Origin of the sequence: Nocardioides sp. HDW12B (genome assembly GCF_011299595.1) — a bacterium.
In the GTDB taxonomy this organism is placed as follows: Bacteria; Actinomycetota; Actinomycetes; order Propionibacteriales; family Nocardioidaceae; genus Marmoricola_A.
In genome coordinates this window covers 839,531-856,239 of record NZ_CP049867.1, presented here as the reverse complement: position 1 = coordinate 856,239, position 16,709 = coordinate 839,531, and the positions used below count along the sequence as shown (strand labels likewise).

11 protein-coding genes are annotated in these 16,709 nt (G+C 71.8%); 2 read left to right on the top strand and 9 right to left on the bottom strand.

From position 1 onward, the window contains the following. Positions 1-273 precede the first annotated feature (273 nt). The gene (locus tag G7072_RS04010; RefSeq protein ID WP_166084350.1) at positions 274-1,653 is read right to left on the bottom strand and encodes a recombinase family protein; all 1,380 of its coding nucleotides are present in this window, start codon (positions 1,651-1,653) and stop codon (positions 274-276) included. A 49-nt stretch (positions 1,654-1,702) separates the two neighbouring features. Beyond that, positions 1,703-2,527, bottom strand: a complete 825-nt coding sequence (locus G7072_RS04005; protein ID WP_166084349.1) for an ATPase, T2SS/T4P/T4SS family — start codon at positions 2,525-2,527, stop codon at positions 1,703-1,705. 229 nt (positions 2,528-2,756) lie between these two features. Here G7072_RS04005 and G7072_RS04000 point away from each other — a divergent pair, with 229 nt between their 5' ends. Continuing rightward, a complete protein-coding gene (locus G7072_RS04000) occupies positions 2,757-3,461 on the top strand; it encodes a response regulator transcription factor (protein WP_166084348.1) in 705 nt (234 codons plus the stop codon). On the opposite strand, the gene ligD (G7072_RS03995) is transcribed toward G7072_RS04000, so the two are convergent. Together ligD (G7072_RS03995) and ligD (G7072_RS03990) are read right to left on the bottom strand one after the other, a co-directional pair. Continuing rightward, entirely contained in the window at positions 3,454-4,365 is a 912-nt protein-coding gene (gene ligD, locus G7072_RS03995; protein ID WP_166084347.1) for a non-homologous end-joining DNA ligase, read from the bottom strand. The genes G7072_RS04000 and ligD (G7072_RS03995) overlap by 8 nt on opposite strands. After that, positions 4,358-5,314, bottom strand: coding sequence for a non-homologous end-joining DNA ligase (gene ligD / locus G7072_RS03990; protein ID WP_166084346.1), 957 nt, complete (start codon positions 5,312-5,314; stop codon positions 4,358-4,360). Before ligD (G7072_RS03990) ends, ligD (G7072_RS03995) begins: the two co-directional genes overlap by 8 nt. Before the next feature lie 55 nt (positions 5,315-5,369). Between ligD (G7072_RS03990) and G7072_RS03985 the strand changes: the two genes are divergently transcribed. Then, positions 5,370-6,350, top strand: coding sequence for a Ku protein (locus tag G7072_RS03985; protein WP_166084345.1), 981 nt, complete (start codon positions 5,370-5,372; stop codon positions 6,348-6,350). A gap of 10 nt (positions 6,351-6,360) precedes the next feature. On the opposite strand, the gene G7072_RS03980 is transcribed toward G7072_RS03985, so the two are convergent. From G7072_RS03980 to G7072_RS03960, 5 genes are all read right to left on the bottom strand, one after another. Beyond that, positions 6,361-7,296, bottom strand: coding sequence for an SDR family NAD(P)-dependent oxidoreductase (locus G7072_RS03980; protein ID WP_240917142.1), 936 nt, complete (start codon positions 7,294-7,296; stop codon positions 6,361-6,363). Then, positions 7,293-8,738 (bottom strand): amidase, encoded by a 1,446-nt coding sequence (locus tag G7072_RS03975; RefSeq protein WP_206063273.1) that lies wholly within the window; start codon positions 8,736-8,738, stop codon positions 7,293-7,295. Before G7072_RS03975 ends, G7072_RS03980 begins: the two co-directional genes overlap by 4 nt. Before the next feature lie 20 nt (positions 8,739-8,758). Continuing rightward, a complete protein-coding gene (locus tag G7072_RS03970) occupies positions 8,759-11,059 on the bottom strand; it encodes a SpoIIE family protein phosphatase (protein ID WP_166084343.1) in 2,301 nt (766 codons plus the stop codon). After that, positions 11,056-11,676 carry a biliverdin-producing heme oxygenase gene (locus tag G7072_RS03965; protein ID WP_166084342.1) on the bottom strand — a complete coding sequence of 207 codons (621 nt, stop codon included), beginning with the start codon at positions 11,674-11,676 and terminating at the stop codon, positions 11,056-11,058. Before G7072_RS03965 ends, G7072_RS03970 begins: the two co-directional genes overlap by 4 nt. A gap of 96 nt (positions 11,677-11,772) precedes the next feature. Continuing rightward, a complete protein-coding gene (locus tag G7072_RS03960; RefSeq protein WP_166084341.1) occupies positions 11,773-16,689 on the bottom strand; it encodes an NAD-glutamate dehydrogenase in 4,917 nt (1,638 codons plus the stop codon). Positions 16,690-16,709 lie beyond the last annotated feature (20 nt).

The window sequence follows — 16,709 nt, the reverse complement described above, 5'->3', positions numbered from 1 at the left end:
CTTTCTGAGCCGCGCTGTCGCTGCTGCACAGCTCAGGAACCCATCGCCCCCCAGGACCCAGCCAACAGCCGCCGGGAGCCCAAGGAGCGGCCCGTCGTGACCCCTCATCCTGCCTCGCAAGGCGCGCCCGTTAGGGAGGCGGCGACATTGGTGGCTCGCCCTGCAGCGAATCACCTACCGGCTCACCTGTCACTGGGTCAAGCGGCTGGATCCAGACTCGCTCAAAGGACTTCCCGCCCTTGTAGGAGACGCCCTTCTCCGCGGGCTCGATCGTCACCGCGCACAGAGCCCTGACCACTCGCCTGCGCGCTTGTAGGTCCATAGCGTCAAAGCGTCGCATCGCGGCGGCTCCCTCGACGGCGAAGCCCTCGATGCTGTAACGCCCCCTCGAATGGTGGGTTCGACTACAAGACCCGCAAGCGAAAGGCGCCGCTCCAAGGATTGCACTTCCCCATCGATCTGGCGACGCCGCGCGTGGAGGTCGGCCAGGAACAGCAGCTTCATCTTCAGGCTGATGTCCCTCGCCTGAACCTCTAACTCATCGGAGGCCAGCACTGCACGTTCACGACGGAGGTCAGCAAGGTCTTTGCGGCCGTCTCGCGTGGCCTGCTTCAGGGTGGCATCCGGGAGAGTCAAACGGCGCTGGATGTAGCTCCTGACTGCTGTCTCTGCCACACCGTAAGAGATCGCTAGACGGCAGCCATCGAGGCCATGACACTGAAGCACGGGGTAGGTACGGCCACGAGACCTTGTCGCGCCCGCCCGCATTGCCCCGCCACAGCGGCCACACTTGAGAACGAAGCTGAGCAGGTGCTTACGTGTCCGGTCGGTTGTGGTGGAGCGCGACGGATCCGTGAGCAGATCTCGGACCTGCTCGAAGGTCGATTCGTCGAGAATTGGTGGCCACAAGGCGTCACCAACGAGCTTGCCGCGATGCTCTCGAATGGCTGCATTTCGGGGGCGTGTCATGACCGCGCAGAAGGAAGAGTGCTGCCAAACGCCCCCACGCACTGGGGGGAGTCCCGACCGATTCCATTCGCGAAGGACCGACATCACGGACGCCCCTCCCAGCAGTAAGTCTGCGGCTTCGCGGACTTGCTGAGCCTCTGGCGCGATGATGTCCAGTCCGTTCTTCTCGTAGCCGAATGGCCGGCGACCGCCTCTCCTTGGAGCTCCCGTTCGCGCGAGCTGATCTGACTGCGACTTCTGGCGCACCGACTTCAGTTCGACCTCGTACTCCGCGACCGCGGCCAGCATCACGGCGGCTAGGCGACCAGCTGGTGTAGAGAAGTCGACCCTTCCAGCCTTGCTCGTGTGCACCGTCAAGTGCCTTTGATCGCGGATGAGCCCAGCAACCCGATAGAGATCCAAGACCCGCCGGTAAAGGCGATCTGTGTTGTCGGCGATGATCGCCTCGACGTAGCCCTTCGCCGCGTCATCCATCAAGCGCTCGAAGGCTTCTCGCTTCTTCGTGTCATAGGCGCTGGTGTCGTTGTCCTCGTACACCTCGACACGCAAGCCCTTCCGCAAGATGCCGTCCCCCTGCAGCTTCTTGAGCAGCTTCTCGCATTCGGTGTGCTGGCGAGTCACCTTGTCGCGGTTGAGATCACGGTCCTGCGAGATACGCACGTACACCGCGATGTGGCGCGTCACGACACTCATGCTGCTACTACGGGCATCAAAAGGTTGCAGACAGCCCGGACTAGACCGGCGAGTGCGTTTGTCTCTCTCTGGTTCTGCATGGTCCTACCGCTAATCCCGTCTGGCGGAAGTCGAGCTCGAAGACCTCCTCGACGCTGATGACGCGCTGCCCGCCAGGGATGGCCGCGGCCAAGGCATTCAGCATCGTGGTCTTGCCCGCCTGGGTCCCGCCGGAGACCAGCACGTTGAGGCCGGCCGCGACCGAGGCTCGCAGGAAGGCAGCGGCCGGGGCGGGCAGGCTGCCCAGCGCCACCAGGTCGTCGAGGTGCGCGGCCTTGACGACGAACTTGCGGATGTTCACGGCGGTGAAGCCGCGCGTGATGCCGTCGAGCACGACGTGGAGCCGGTGACCGCCGGGCAGCAGGGCGTCGACGAACGGCTGGGAGATGTCGATGCGGCGACCGCTGGTGGCCAGCATGCGCTTGACCAGCTCCATGACCTGCGCCGCGCTCAGCACGACCGGGGTGAGCTCGTGGCGTCCGTCGCGGGCGACGAAGACCCGCGAGGGCTCGTTGATCCAGACCTCCTCGACGACGGGGTCGTCGAGGAACGGCTGGAGCGGGCCGAAGCCGGAGACGTGGGCGACCAGGTAGCGCACCAGCGCCTCGCGGTCGGCGACCGGGTCGACGGCCCCGGTGAGGCTGCGGTCGTCGTGCTCGCGGACCACCTGGTGGGCCAGCTGCCGCACGACGTCGGCCTCGCGCTGGGGGTCCACGCCGCGCTGCTGCACCCGTGAGCGCAGCGCGGCGTCGAGGCCGGCCACCACGTCGCGGTCGGGCAGCACCTCGGCGGGTGCCTCGGCAGACGTGGCAGACGTGGCAGACATGGTGGTCACCGCGCGCTCCCCCTCGGCCGGCTGGTCCTGGACGGTCCTGAGTCTTCGCGTCTTTACCTTCCGGATCAGCCCCCAGGCTCCAACCTGTGGATAACTCCCGGCCGGGCGGCGAACCCGCAGGTCAGACCCCGGTTTCTTTACCTTCATGGGGACCAAAGTCCCGATTCCGGCCTAACCCCCCCGGGTACAACCTCAGCGGGCCGGGTGAGAGGGGGAGCCGATGACCGAGTCGGAGCTGCGCGTCGTCGCGGTGGACGAGCATCCCCTCACGCTGCTGGGGATCGAGCACGCGACGCTGCTGGCCTCGCGCCACGGGGCGCGACCGATGCGGCTGGTGGGCGCGGCGCCCACCGTGGCCGACCTCGACCCGCAGCGGCACCGTGCGCACGTCGCCGTCCTCGGGCTGCGCCTGCTCGACGGGTCGTCCCTGGCCGACAACGTGGTGGCGCTGCGCGCCAGCGGCGCCGAGGTGCTCGTGCAGTCCGACGGCCAGCACGTCGCGCTCATGGCCGAGGCCGTCGGCGCCGGCGCACGCGGCATCGTCTTCAAGCACCAGCCCGCCGAGCACTTCCTCGCCGCGGTCACCGCCGTCGGCTCGGGCGACTCCTACCTCTCGGTCGAGCTGGCCACGCTCCTGCACACCTCCCGCACCACGCGTCCGACGCTGACGGCGCGCGAGATCGAGGTGCTGACGTTGCTCTACCAGGGCCTGGTCAGCAAGCAGGTCGCGCGCCAGCTCGAGCTCGCCGAGTCGACCGTCAAGGAGCACCTCAAGCGCATCCGCAGCAAGTACGCCGCCCTCGGGCGGCCGGTCAAGACCCGCATCGAGCTGCTCCAGCGCGCGGTCGAGGACGGGTACGTCGACGCCTCGGTGCCCCGGGGGCAGGTCCCGAGAGGCACGACGGGCTCGACCACCCTCAGGTGAGCAGCTCGCCGAACAGGTCACCGTGGGACTCGACCCGCGCCAGGACCTCGTCGAAGCGCAGCTGCTCCAGGCCCAGCTCGTCCTCGGCACCCTCCTCGACCTCGTCCCAGGTCCGCGGCGCCGCGACGTACGGCGTCAGGGTGCCGCGCAGCGAGTAGGGACTGATCGTGGTCTTGGCCCCGGTGTTCTGCGACCAGTCGAGGAAGACCTTGCCGCCGCGCCGCGCCTTGGTCATCGAGGAGATGACGAGGGCGCCGTGCTCCTCCTCCAGGCTCTCCGCGATCTGGCGCGCCGCGTCGCGCACCTGGTCGGTGGTCAGGTCGCCCGGCATCGGCGCGTAGAGGTGCAGCCCCTTGCTGCCGCTGGTCACCGGTGCCGCGTCGAGGCCCAGTGCCGCGAGCCGCTCGCGCACCAGCAGCGCCACCCGGGCGCACTCGTGCAGCCCGGCCGGCTCCCCCGGGTCGAGGTCGATGACCATCCGGTCGGGGTTCACCGGCTGCCCGTCGTCGTCGAAGCGCCACTGGTGGGCGTGCAGCTCGAGCGCCGCCAGGTTGGCCAGGTAGGTCAGCGCCGCGACCGACTCGATCACCGGGAAGGTCAGCAGCCCGGCCGTGCCGCCCCGGGAGCCGGAGGACGGCACCTCGACCCGACGCAGCCACGTCGGTGCTCGCGCCTGCAGGTTCTTCTCGAAGAACGACTGGTCCCCCGTGCCGTGCGGCCAGCGCACGCGCGTCACCGCCCGCCCCTCGAGGTGCGGCAGCAGCACCGGCGCGATCCGGGCGTAGTAGTCGATGACCTCGGCCTTGGTCGTCCCGGTCTGCGGGTAGAGCACCTTGCTGAGGTTGCTCAGCGTCAGGGCGCGTCCGTCGACCTCGACCCGCACCTCCTCGCGCGCCTCAGGCACCTGCCACCCCCAGGTCGTCCACGCTCACGTCCGCGCGCAGGCCGAGGTACGCCGGCTGCCGCAGCCGGTGCTGCGGGGTGAAGCCCAGGGAGGCCACCTCCACGACCAGCTCTGGTCGGACCCAGCGGGCGCCGACGGCGTCCTCCTTCGGCACCGGGTCGACGAACGGCGAGGCGTCGGCCGCCAGGGGCGCCAGCAGCGGGGCCACCCGCGCCCCCGCCTTGCCGGCCAGGCCGCTGCCGACCCGCCCCCGGAACACCAGCCCCCGCTCGGTCGGCTCCCCCACCAGCAGCGCCCCGAGCCGGTCCCGGCCGCCCGTCTCGGGTCGCCAGCCTCCGACGACGTACGAGCCCGACGGGCGGTGTGGCAGCTTCAGCCAGTCCTTCGACCGCAGCCCGGGTCGGTAGAGCGAGGAGCGGCGCTTGCTCACCACGCCCTCGAGCCCCTGGGCCAGGGTCGCCGCGAACAACCCGGCCCCGTCGTCGTACGTCGGTGGGGTGCGCCAGTGGGCACCCTCCAGCTCGAGTCCCTCCAGCGCCGCGCGGCGGTCCGACCACGGCAGGCCGGTGACGTCGAGGCCGTCGAGCGCCAGCAGGTCGAAGACCATGAGCGTCACGGGACGGGCGGCGGCCAGCTCCTCGGCCCGCCGGCTGCTGCGCACGTGGATGCGGTCGGCCAGCACCCCGAAGCGCGGGATCCCCGCGTCGTCGAAGGCCACCACCTCGCCGTCGAGCACGATGTCGTGACCGCCCACCACCGACCGGTCCGCCAGCCCCGCCAGCTCGGGGAAGGCCACCGTCACGTCGTTCTCGTTGCGTGACTCGATCCGCAGGACGCCGCCGGTCACGCTGACGAGCACCCGCATGCCGTCCCACTTCACCTCGTGCACCCACGTCTCCCCCGGCGGCGGGGTGCCGCCGGTCGACTTGGTCGCGAGCATCGGACGCATGGGCCCATCCTGACGGAATCAGCGCGGGTGGGTCGCGGATGGGTACCGTGTCCGCATGCGAGCGATCTGGAAGGGCGCGGTCTCCTTCGGCCTGGTCAGCGTGCCGGTCAAGCTCTACTCGGCCACCGAGAGCCACGACATCAGCTTCCGGCAGGTGCACGCCAAGGACGGCGGCCGGATCAAGTACCAGCGGATCTGCTCGGTCGACGGCGAGGAGGTCGCCTACGCCGACATCGCCAAGGGCTACGAGACCGAGGACGGCGAGATGGTCATCCTCGACGACGAGGACCTCGCGGAGCTGCCGGTGAACAGCAGCCGGGAGATCTCGGTCGAGAAGTTCGTGCCCTCGGACCAGATCGACCCGATGCAGCTGGACAAGCCCTACTACCTCGAGCCCGAGAAGAGCGGCACCAAGCCCTACGCGCTGCTGCGCGACGCCCTGCGCGAGAGCGACCGGGTGGCCGTGGTGACCGTCTCGATCCGGACCCGCATGACGCCGGCCGTGCTGCGGGTCCGTGACGATGTTCTTGTCATGCAGACACTTCTGTGGCCCGACGAGATCCGTGAGCCCTCCTTCTCCTCCCTGGCCGAGGTCGAGGACCCCAAGCCGCAGGAGGTCGAGATGGCCAAGCTGCTGCTCGACACCCTCGCCGGCGACTACGACGCGAGCGACTTCGAGGACGACTACGCCGCCGCCGTGCGCGAGCTGGTCAAGGCCAAGCTGGAGGGCGGCGAGGTCACCCGGACCAAGGAGCCCGAGCCCGAGGCCGGCCAGGTCGTCGACCTGCTCGCCGCGCTGCAGAAGTCGGTCGCCGCCGCCAAGACGGCCCGGGGCGAGGACAGCGCCGACGACGAGGCCGACGACGAGGCCGACGACGGGGCCGACGACGAGGCCGACGACGCCGCGGACGACAGCAAGCCCGCCAAGAAGACGACGAAGAAGTCGACGGCCAAGAAGGCGAGCTCCACGAAGGCCCCGGCCAAGAAGTCCGCGAAGAAGACGGCCGCCAAGAAGCAGACCAAGAAGTCCGCCTGACGCTCGGACGCTAGGCCCGCGCCTCGGACGGAGCCTCTGCCGGCTCCTCTGCCGGCTCCTCCAGGTGACGGACGGCCGCGGGCGAGTCCGGGAAGCCGCGGCTGCCGGCCCAGGCGACCAGGTCACTGAAGCGGGGCAGCGCCAGGTTGAGCACCTCCGCCACCCGGCCGGCCAGGGTGTCGACGGTGACGGGTCGCTCCTCCAGGGCCCGCACCACCATCTCGCCGGCCCGCTCCGGGCTCAGGGCGGGCGCCCTGCGGTAGACGTCGGTCGGACCGATCATCGGGGTCCGCACCAGCGACAGCCGGACGTTGGAGAACGACACGCCGTCGCCGTACAGCTCGCGTCCGGCGATGCGCGACCACGCGTCCAGCGCGGTCTTGGAGGCGATGTAGGCGCTGAACTTCGGCGCCTTGACCTGCACGCCCCACGTCAGCACGTTGACCACCCGACCCTCGCCGCGCTCGACCATGCCGGGCAGCAGCCCCAGCGTCAGGCGCACCGGGGCCACGAAGTTCAGGTCCAGCGTGCGCTCGACGTCGTGCACCCGGTCCCAGGAGGCGGCCAGCGACCGGCGGATCGACCGGCCGGCGTTGTTGACCAGCCCGTCGACTCCTCCGTGCTCGGCGAGCACCTGCGCCACGAGACGGTCCAGCGCCGCGGCGTCGGTCAGGTCGCACACGTAGGCGTGGGCCCGGCCGCCGTCGGCCACGATCGCGGCCCGTACCCGGTCCAGCTCGTCGGCCCGGCGCGCCACCAGCAGGACGGTCGCCCCGCGCCGGGCCGCGGCGTACGCCGTCGCCTCGCCGATGCCCGAGGAGGCGCCCGTCACCAGCACCCGGCGCCCAGCGAGCCACGACGGCGCCGCCGGCACGCCGGGCAGGAGGCCGGCCGCCCGACGGGCCCGGGCCAGGGGCGTGTGGAGCAGCAGCCCGACCGCGCTCACGCCCCGACCTCCGGCCAGCGGTCGGCCCACGGCCGCACCGACTCGATCTGCGCGGCCAGCGCGAAGAGCGTGACCTCGTCGAAGCGGCGCCCCACCAGCTGCACCGAGACCGGCAGGCCGTCGTCGGCGATGCCGGTCGGCAGCGCCGCCGCCGGGTGGCCGGTCACGTTCCACAGCGCCGTGTAGGCGATCATCGGCATCGACCGCAGCAGCGCCACCGGTGCCGGCTTGCGGCCCAGCACGGGGGTCTGCGGCGGCCGCTCGGCCAGCGTGGGAGTCAGCAGCACGTCGCACCGGGAGAAGACCCGCTCGTCGACGCGGTCGGCGAGCCGGTCGCCGCGCGCGATGGCGCGACGCACCACCGCCGGACGGGCCCAGGCCCCCATGGCCACCGTCTGCTTGATGCGCGGCTCCAGGCGGCTGCGGTCCTCGACCAGCGCGGCCTCGTCGCGGATGCCCGCGAAGAGCTGCGGCAGGAACGCCGCGGTCGCGTCCGGGTAGCGCGGGTCGATCTCGACCACCTCGTGCCCGAGCCCCTCGAGCAGCGCGGCGGTCTCCTCGACCGCGGCCACGTGCTCGGGCGCCGGCCGCATCCCCCGCGTGTGCGGCGTGGTCGACCAACCGACGCGGAGACGGCGCTGTGCCCCGTCCGCGGAGAGCCGTGCGGCCTCGGCGTACGACGACGGCGGCTCGGGGGCCGTCCACCGGTCCACCGGCTCGTTGCCGCGGATGACGTCGTAGACGACCGCGCTGTCGAGGACCGACCGGGTGAGGGGTCCGACCGTGCCGAGCGCCTGCCAGAGGTCGCCGAGCGGTGCGGACGAGACCAGTCCCCGGCTCGGCTTGAGCCCGAAGAGTCCGCAGCACGCCGACGGGATGCGGATCGAGCCGCCACCGTCACCGCCGATGCCGACCGCGACCATCCCGCTGGCGACGGCCGCGGCCGTGCCGCCGCTGGAGCCGCCCGGGGTGTGGGTGGTCCGCCACGGGTTGCGGGTGATGCCGTGGGCGACCGACTCGGTGAACGGGAACAGGCCGAACTCCGGCATGTTCGTCTTGCCCACCACGACCGCGCCGGCCTCGCGCAGGAGCCGCGTGACGTGCCCGTCCTCGGTCGCCGGGGTGCGGTTGGCCGACCCGCCGAGGGTCGTGACCGTGCCGGCCACGACGTTCTCCTCCTTGATGGCCACCGGCACGCCGTGCAGCGGGCCCAGCGCGTCCCCGCGCTGCTGGGCGACGTCGCGCTCGGCCGCCTCGGCCCGCGCCTGCTCGGTCAGCACCACGGTGAACGCGTTGAGCGTCGGGTCGAGCGCCTCGATGCGGGCCAGCGTCTGCTCCAGCAGGTCCGACGCCGTCAGCCGCGAAGCGGCCACCGCCTCCGCCTGCGCGACGACCCCGCCGCGGGTCGGGTCTTCTGGCACGGACGTGTGTCGGTCGGTCACCGTCGAACCGTAGCGGCTGCTCAGTCGCGGCGGACGATGAGCAGCGTGACGTCGTCGTCGATGCTGCTGCCCGGGGCGCGCACCATGAGGTCGCGCAGGCTCGCGCCGACCTCGGGGTGCTCCTCCAGGCTCTCGTCGACCAGGCTCGCCAGCGAGGCGAGGCTGACGTCCACGGCCTCCCCCCGACGCTCGTACATCCCGTCGGAGACGAGCACCAGCGCGTCGCCCGGCTTCAGGCTCAGGTCGGTGCCCCGGACCGTGTCGTGCGCCGCGGCCAGCAGTCCGGCGCCCAGCGGGGGCAACGACGCCACCTCCATCAGGGACGCCCGACCCCCCTGGCTCACGATCGGGGAGGGATGACCCGCCGAGGCCGCGCACACGTCGCCGGTCACCGGGTCCAGGGTCGCCACCACCGCGGTGGCCAGGTCGTCGGGCGCCAGCATGGACGCCATCCGGTCCAGGCGCAGCAGCACCTGGACGGGGTCGTCGTCCTCCACGGCGTAGGCCCGCAGGGCGTTGCGCAGCTGGGCCATGGCGCTGGCCGCGGTCAGCCCGTGTCCGGCCACGTCGCCCACCGCGAGCAGGTAGCGGCCCGAGGGCAGCAGGAACGCGTCGTACCAGTCGCCGCCGACGCCGGCGGAGGCCGGACGGCTGTCGGCCGCGAAGCTCCACCCGGGCGGGGCGGGCAGCGTCTCGGGCAGCAGGCTGCGCTGGAGCGTCTCGGCGACCATCGCCACCGTGCGGTGGCGGCTGTAGAGCAGCTGCACGAGGTGGGCCGACAGCGCGTGGGCGGCCTCCAGCTCGGCGCTCTCCCACGCCACGGAGCGTCGCCGGACGGTCTCGCGCCAGAGCTTGAAGGACCCGCGTGGGGAGAGCCGGGAGACGCCGTCGGCGTCGACCTGCATCACCTTGAGGTGCGGGTTGCCGCCCCAGTCGACGGTCTGCACGGCCTCGGGCCGCAGGAACAGGACGTCCTGGCCGTCGGCGATGCGCAGTGCCAGCACGCCGCTGGCGGTGCCGGCCAGGTCGCTGAGCGACGGTACGTCGAGCCCGAGCCGATCGGTCTGGAGCACCTGCTCGGGGGACGGGTGGTCCGCGACCCACCGTCGGAGCCGGACGAGGTCGGCCGGATCCGGGACGAGACCCGAGGTGTGGGTCGTCTCGTCGAAGGTCCAGGCCATGCCCTGGGCGCCGACCATGCTCATGAGTCCCGGCGCGTAGCGCTCCATGAGCGTGCCCAGGTCCTCCTGGGCCCGCGCCCCGGCCCGGGTGACCGCTGCCAGCGTCGACTGGATCTGGGTGGAGCGGCGCACCACCTCGTCCTGCTCGCGGCTGCTCAGCGTCAGCGACAGCGTCTGGGCGAGGAACTCGCAGGTGGCGCGCACCGGCGCCGAGGGCACGTAGGGCCCGGAGTAGTGGTGGCAGGCGACCAGCCCGGCGAGCTCGCCGGCCACCATGATCGACACCGACATCGAGGCGGTGACGCCCATGTTGCGCAGGTACTCGCAGTGGATCGGCGAGACGCTGCGCAGCGCGGCCAGGGACAGGTCGAGCGGCGCCCCCGTGAGCGGGCTGTCGACCGGCACCAGGGGGGCGTTGACCGCGTCGATGTCGCGGATGAAGCGCAGCAGGTTGACCTTGTAGAGCGCGCGCGCCTGCGGCGGGATGTCGGAGGCCGGGTAGTGCAGGCCGAGGAAGGACTCGAGCAGGTCGTGCTTGGCCTCGGCCACCACCTGGCCGTTCCAGTCCTGGTCGAAGCGGTAGACCATGACCCGGTCGAAGCCGGTGATGCGACGGATCTCGACCGCGGCCACCTCGAGCAGGTCGCTCACGGAGGTGGCCGAGGTCAGCCGGGTCACCGCGGAGCGCACGCCGAGCAGGGTGTCCTCGACGGTGAGGGCGACCTCCTCGGCCTCGAGCTCGACGAGCCAGACGCTGCCGACCTGGTGCACCAGCGCGGAGTACGCCGACGCGCGTCCGTTGCTCGTGGGCGGGGTGCCGCGGCCGTTGCTCGTGCGACGGCGCACCAGCGCCTTGACCGGCACCGCGGTCCGCTCCCCCGGCGGCGCGGACATCGCCAGCGACAGGGCGTCGTGGCAGGCGTGCTCGAAGAGGTCGAGCAGCGGGGTGCCGAGCAGGTGCTCGGGACCGACCCCGAAGACGTCGGCGACGTTGGCGCTGACCTGCAGCACCGGGTCGTCCGGGCCCAGCGCACACAGCAGCACCCCGTGGGGCTGGATGCTCCCGGGGATGTGGATCGGCTCGCGCTCGCAGTTGGTCAGGTCGACCGGGCTGCCGACCGGCAGGAAGGCCTCGCTCAATGCACGCCCTCCCGCAGCAGGGTGAACAGCCGCTCCGCCTCGTCGGCCGCGCGGGCCACCAGCTCCTCGGGCAGCGGCGTGGTGAGCACGCTGCGGCAGCCCTGCCACAGGCGGGCCGCGCCCGGCGCGGCGGCGTCGCTCAGACCGGCGCGGGCGTCCGGGGCGAGGTCGTCGGGCAGTCCCCGCAGGACCATGCGCGCACCCTTGGTCGAGCCGGCGACGACGTACAGGAGCCCGAGGGCCCGCCCGTCGTCGCAGGGGGTCGCGCGCACCGTGGTCGGACGCGGGCTCGCGCCGAGCCGGGCCAGGTCGGAGGCGTAGAGGTCACGGCGTCGCGGGAGCACGGCGAGGTCGAGGTGGTCGCTCACCCAGCCGGACCGCGCGGCCCAGCCGTGCAGGGGCTCGTCGGTGTGGGCGTGCAGGGTCGAGAGCGTGGTGAGCAGCCGCACGTAGCCGGCCGTGTCGACGATGCTGCCTCCGGGACCCGACAGCGCGGCGTCGAGCCCCTCGTGGGCCGCGCGGGTGCGGCGGCGCAGCGCGTCGAGCGCGGGTGCGCCCGACGTGCGGGCGGGCGCGGGGGTCGACGTGCGGGTTCCTGCTGCGTGCTGCGTCCTCACCCTGGTCCTTTCCTCACCTGCGGGGTGGAGGTGCCGGAGGGAGCGCCGCCTGCGCTCCGGCTCCCCGGGCCCGAGATGGCCGAGGTCGGCTTCATGCTAGACGCCCGAAGCCAGCAGCGTGCGCACCACCCGCAGACCCACCGACATGCGTGCCAGGTCGGCCTTGTCGTCGCCGCAGATCTCGCGCAGCGTCCCCACGGCCCGGTTCACCAGCACCTCGTCCTGCTCCTCCCACTCCGCGATGCGCTCGGTCACCGAGCGCTCGGGCGAGGTGGTGGCGAGCACCTGGGCGGTCAGCGTGCCGTGCACGGTGTGCAGGTCGTCGCGCAGCGCCGCGCGCGCCATCGTCTGCCACCGGTCGTCGCGCGGCAGCGTCAGGATCCGCGCCACGAGCCGCGACAGCTCGAGCCGCTCCCCCAGGGCGAAGTGCAGCCGGGCGACCTCGACGGGGTCGAGCTCGTCGCGGCTGGCGGTCTCGACGATCGTGAGCACGGCGTACGCCGGCGGCAGCACCGCGACCCGCTCGGCGAGGTCGTCCGCCACGCCCTGGGCGAGCAGCGCCCGGCGCCGCTCCTCGAAGGCCTGCTTCTCCAGCCCGGTCAGCACCTCCGGCAACGCGTAGAGCACCGCCGTCGCGTCGTCGCGGAAGAAGTCGACCGTCGCACGGCTGTCGAGCGGCGGACGCCGGTTGTTGACCAGCCAGCGCGAGGCCCGCTCGACCAACGTGCGCATCTCGATGCGCATCCGCAGCTGCACCTGCGCCTCGATGGTGTTGTCGAGCCCGTAGACCCGGTCCACGAACGGCCGCGAGCCGAAGATCTCACGGGCCACGAAGTTGGCCCGGATGAGCTCGACCGCGGAGGCGGCCGTCTCCTCCGAGAGCCGGTGGTGGAAGGTGATGCCGGCCCCGTTGACGAGGTAGTTGACCACCTGGGTGGTGATGATCTCGCGACGCAGCGGGTGGTTCTCGATCTGCTCCTGGTACTTCTCGCGCATCACCGTCGGGAAGTACTCGTGCAGGTCCTCGAGCAGGAACGGGTCGTCGGGCAGGTCGGTGTCGACGATGTCGTCGGCCAGCACGATCTTGGTGTAGGACATCAGCACCGCGAGCTCCGGCGCGGTCAGCCCCTGCTTGCGGTCGATCCGCTCGAGGACCTGCTCGGTCGACGGCAGGAACTCGAGCTCGCGGTCGAGCAGCCCCTGCCGCTCCAGCCGCTGCATCCAGTCCTCGTGGACGTGCATGAGGGCCGGCGCCTGCAGCACGGCGCTGGCGAGCGCGACGTTCTGCTCGTAGTTGTCGGCCAGCACCAGCGCGCCCACCTCGTCGGTCATCGACGCGAGAAGGTCGTTGCGCTGCTTCTCGGTGAGGTCGCCGGCCGCGACGACGCGGTCGAGCAGGATCTTGATGTTGACCTCGTGGTCGGAGGTGTCCACCCCGGCGGAGTTGTCGATGAAGTCGGTGTTGATGCGACCGCCCTCCGTGCCGGCGCCGTGCAGGGCGTACTCGATGCGTCCCTGCTGGGTGAGACCGAGGTTGCCGCCCTCGCCGACGCAGCGGCAGCGCAGCTGGCGGCCGTCGACCCGGATGGCGTCGTTGGCCTTGTCGCCGACCTCGGCGTTGCTCTCGCTCGAGGCCTTGACGTAGGTGCCGATGCCGCCGTTCCACAGCAGGTCAACCCGGGCGAGCAGGATGGCGCGCATCAGCTCCTGCGGGGTCATCGAGGTGGTGCCCTCCGGCAGGGACAGCGACTCGCGCACCGGCGCGGTGATCTCGATGCGCTTGGCCCGCCGGGAGTGCACGCCTCCGCCCTCGGAGATCGTCTCCGTGTCGTAGTCGGCCCAGCTCGAGCGGGGCAGCTCGAACAGCCGCCGGCGCTCGGCGTACGACGCCGCCGGGTCGGGGTCGGGGTCGAGGAAGATGTCGCGGTGGTCGAAGGCCGCCACCAGCTTCGTGTGCTCGGAGAGCAGCATGCCGTTGCCGAACACGTCGCCGGACATGTCGCCGACGCCGACGCAGGTGAAGTCCTCGCTCTGGCAGTCCACGCCCATCTCGCGGAAGTGGCGCTTCACCGACTCCCACGCCCCGCGGGCGGTGATGCCCATGGCCTTGTGGTCGTAGCCGACCGAGCCGCCGGAGGCGAACGCGTCGCCCAGCCAGAAGCCGTAGTCCTTCGCCACCCCGTTGGCGATGTCGGAGAACGTCGCCGTGCCCTTGTCGGCCGCCACCACGAGGTAGGAGTCCTCGCCGTCGTGCGAGACGACGCGCGTCGGGGCGACGTTCTCGCCGTCGACGAGGTTGTCGGTGACGTCGAGCAGCCCGGAGATGAAGGTCTTGTAGCAGGCGACGCCCTCCTCCATCCACGCCTCCCGCTCGCCGGGGTCGGGCAGCTGCTTGCAGAAGAACCCGCCCTTGGCCCCGACCGGGACGATCACGGCGTTCTTCACCATCTGCGCCTTGACCAGGCCGAGCACCTCGGTGCGGAAGTCGTCGCGGCGGTCGCTCCAGCGCAGGCCGCCGCGGGCCACCGGCCCGAAGCGCAGGTGCACGCCCTCGACGCGGGGCGAGTAGACGAAGATCTCGAACTGCGGGCGCGGCTCGGGCAGCTCCGGGATGTCGGCGGGACGCAGCTTGAGCGAGATGTAGGACTTCGGCCCGTCCCCGCCCTCGGCGCGCTGGTAGAAGTTCGTGCGCAGCGTGGCGCGCATCGTCGTCAGGTAGGAGCGCAGGATGCGGTCGTGGTCGAGGCTGACCACCTCGTCGAGCGCGCGCAGGATCTTGTCCGCCGTCTTCTGCTCGGCCTCGGCCCGGCCGTCGGCGTCGTCGACGTGCAGGTCGGGGTCGAAGCGGGTCTCGAACAGCGCCAGCAGCCCGCGGGTGATGTCGACGTTGTTGAGCAGCGCCTCCTCGATGTAGTCCTGCGCGAACGGCGTGCCGCCCTGGCGCATGTACTTCGCGTAGGCGCGCAGCACGGTCGCCTGCCGCCACGTCAGCCCGACCGCCAGGACGAGCGCGTTGAAGCCGTCGGCCTCGTTCTGCCCGTTCCACACCGCGGCGACGGTGTCCTGGAACAGCTCGCGGGCGTGGGTCGGGATGGGGCGGCGGTAGCGCAGCCCGAAGTCGTAGACGTAGGAGGTCGGGCTCAGCCCGTCGAGCTCGTAGGGCCGCTCGTCGACGACCTCGACCCCCATCGTCGACAGCACCGGCAGCACGTTGCTCAGCGACAGCGGCGGGCCGATGCGGAAGACCTTGAGCCGCGCCTCGCCGGGGCCGCAGTCCATCGGCTGGTAGAACGACAGCGACAGCGCCTCCCCCGACTCACCGGGGTCGAGCGCCTCGAGACGGGCCAGGTCGACCGCGCCGGTGCGAGCCGGGTAGTCCTCCTTGTAGGCCTCGGGGAAGGAGTCGGCGTACCGCCGGGCGAGGCGCACGCCCTTCGCCTCGCCGTGCTTCTCGCGCACCGCGGCCGCGAAGTCGTCGGTCCACGAGCGGGCGGCGTCGGCCAGCATCCGCTCCAGCTCCGGTACGTCGACCTCGGCCTCCATGGTCTGCCCGCGCGCGGGCCGGACCACGAAGTGCAGCCGCGCCAGCATCGACTCCGAGACGCGGGCGGTGTACTCCGCCGACTCGCCCCCGAGCTCACGGGTCAGGATCGCCGAGATCCGCTCCCGCACCGCGGTGTTGTAGCGGTCGCGGGGCAGGTAGACCAGGCACGACAGGTAGCGGCGGTAGGCGTCGGGCCGCACGAACAGCCGCAGCCGGCGCCGCTCGCGCGTGTAGAGCACCGCGTGGGCGATGGGGACCAGGTCCTCCAGCGGGGTCTGGAACAGCTCGTCGCGCGGGTAGGTCTCGAGCACGTCCATGAGGGCCTTGCCGGTGTGGCTCTCGCGGGACACCCCGGCCGCCTCGATCACGGCGTACGCCTTCTCGCGCACGACGGGGATGCGGGTCAGCGACTCGGTGTAGGCGGCCGAGGAGTAGAGGCCGAGGAAGCGGCGCTCGCCGACGACCTCGCCGTTCTCGTCGAACGACTTCACCCCGACGTAGTCGAGGTAGACCGGACGGTGCACGGTCGAGCGGGAGTTGGCCTTTGCCAGCACCAGCAGGGTCTTCTCGCGGGCCTTGGCCCGGACCAGCTCGGGCATGCGGCCGTCGTCGGCCATGTCGGGGTCGGCGCGCAGGATGCCGCACCCGGTGCCCGGCACGGCGACCAGGGCGCCGCCCTCGACGCCGTCGAGGTCGGTCAGGCGGTACTCCCGGAAGCCCAGGAACGTGAAGTGGTCGTCGGCCAGCCACTCCAGCAGGGCCGCCCCCTGGGCGACCTCCTCCTCGGTCAGCGGTGGCGGCGACTCGCGCAGCTCCTCGATCACCTCGCGGACCCGGTGCTGCATCCGCTCCCAGTCCTCGACGGCCTCACGCACGTCGAGCAGGACCTTCTGGAGCCGCTGCTCGATCGCGACCAGCTCGGAGTCCTCGACCTCGCGGTCGATCTCGACGTGCATCCACGACTCGCGCCCGACGTCGGCGCGCGCCCCCTCCTGACCGACCTGGTAGCCCTCGTCGTCGATCACCTCGGCCAGCCGGCCGGTCACGTCGCGGCGGACCAGGAGCTGGGGGTGGATGACGAGGTGGACGTTGCGGCCCTCCTCGTTGAGGGCCATCGTCACCGAGTCGACGAGGAACGACATGTCGTCGGTGACGACCTCGACCACGGAGTGCCCGCCCGCGGACCACCCGTGCTCGTCGACGGTCGGGGTGAAGACCCGCACGTTGGCGGTTCCCTGCGGGCGCTCCGCGGCGAGCGCGTACTGGCTGACGGCGGCGCCGTACAGGTCGACGTCGGCGCGCTCGACGAGGTCCTCGACGGCGACGTGGCGGTAGTACTGCTGCAGGAACGTCTCCACCGACTCCCGGGGCGGTCCGCCCGAGCCTCGCCGCGACGCCGCCACGGCGGCGGCGCGGGCGATCAGGTCGGCCTGGGGTTCGTCGTGCCGGGGGGACCCGTGAGTGGGCAACGCTGCTCCTTGGCGCTTGC

Coding starts and splice junctions, on each gene's coding strand:
- G7072_RS04000 (WP_166084348.1), top strand. CDS start 2,757: ATGACCGAGTCGGAGCTGCGCGTCGTCGCGGTGGACGAGCATCCCCTC.
- G7072_RS04005 (WP_166084349.1), bottom strand. CDS start 2,527: ATGTCTGCCACGTCTGCCACGTCTGCCGAGGCACCCGCCGAGGTGCTG.
- ligD (WP_166084346.1), bottom strand. CDS start 5,314: ATGCGTCCGATGCTCGCGACCAAGTCGACCGGCGGCACCCCGCCGCCG.
- G7072_RS03985 (WP_166084345.1), top strand. CDS start 5,370: ATGCGAGCGATCTGGAAGGGCGCGGTCTCCTTCGGCCTGGTCAGCGTG.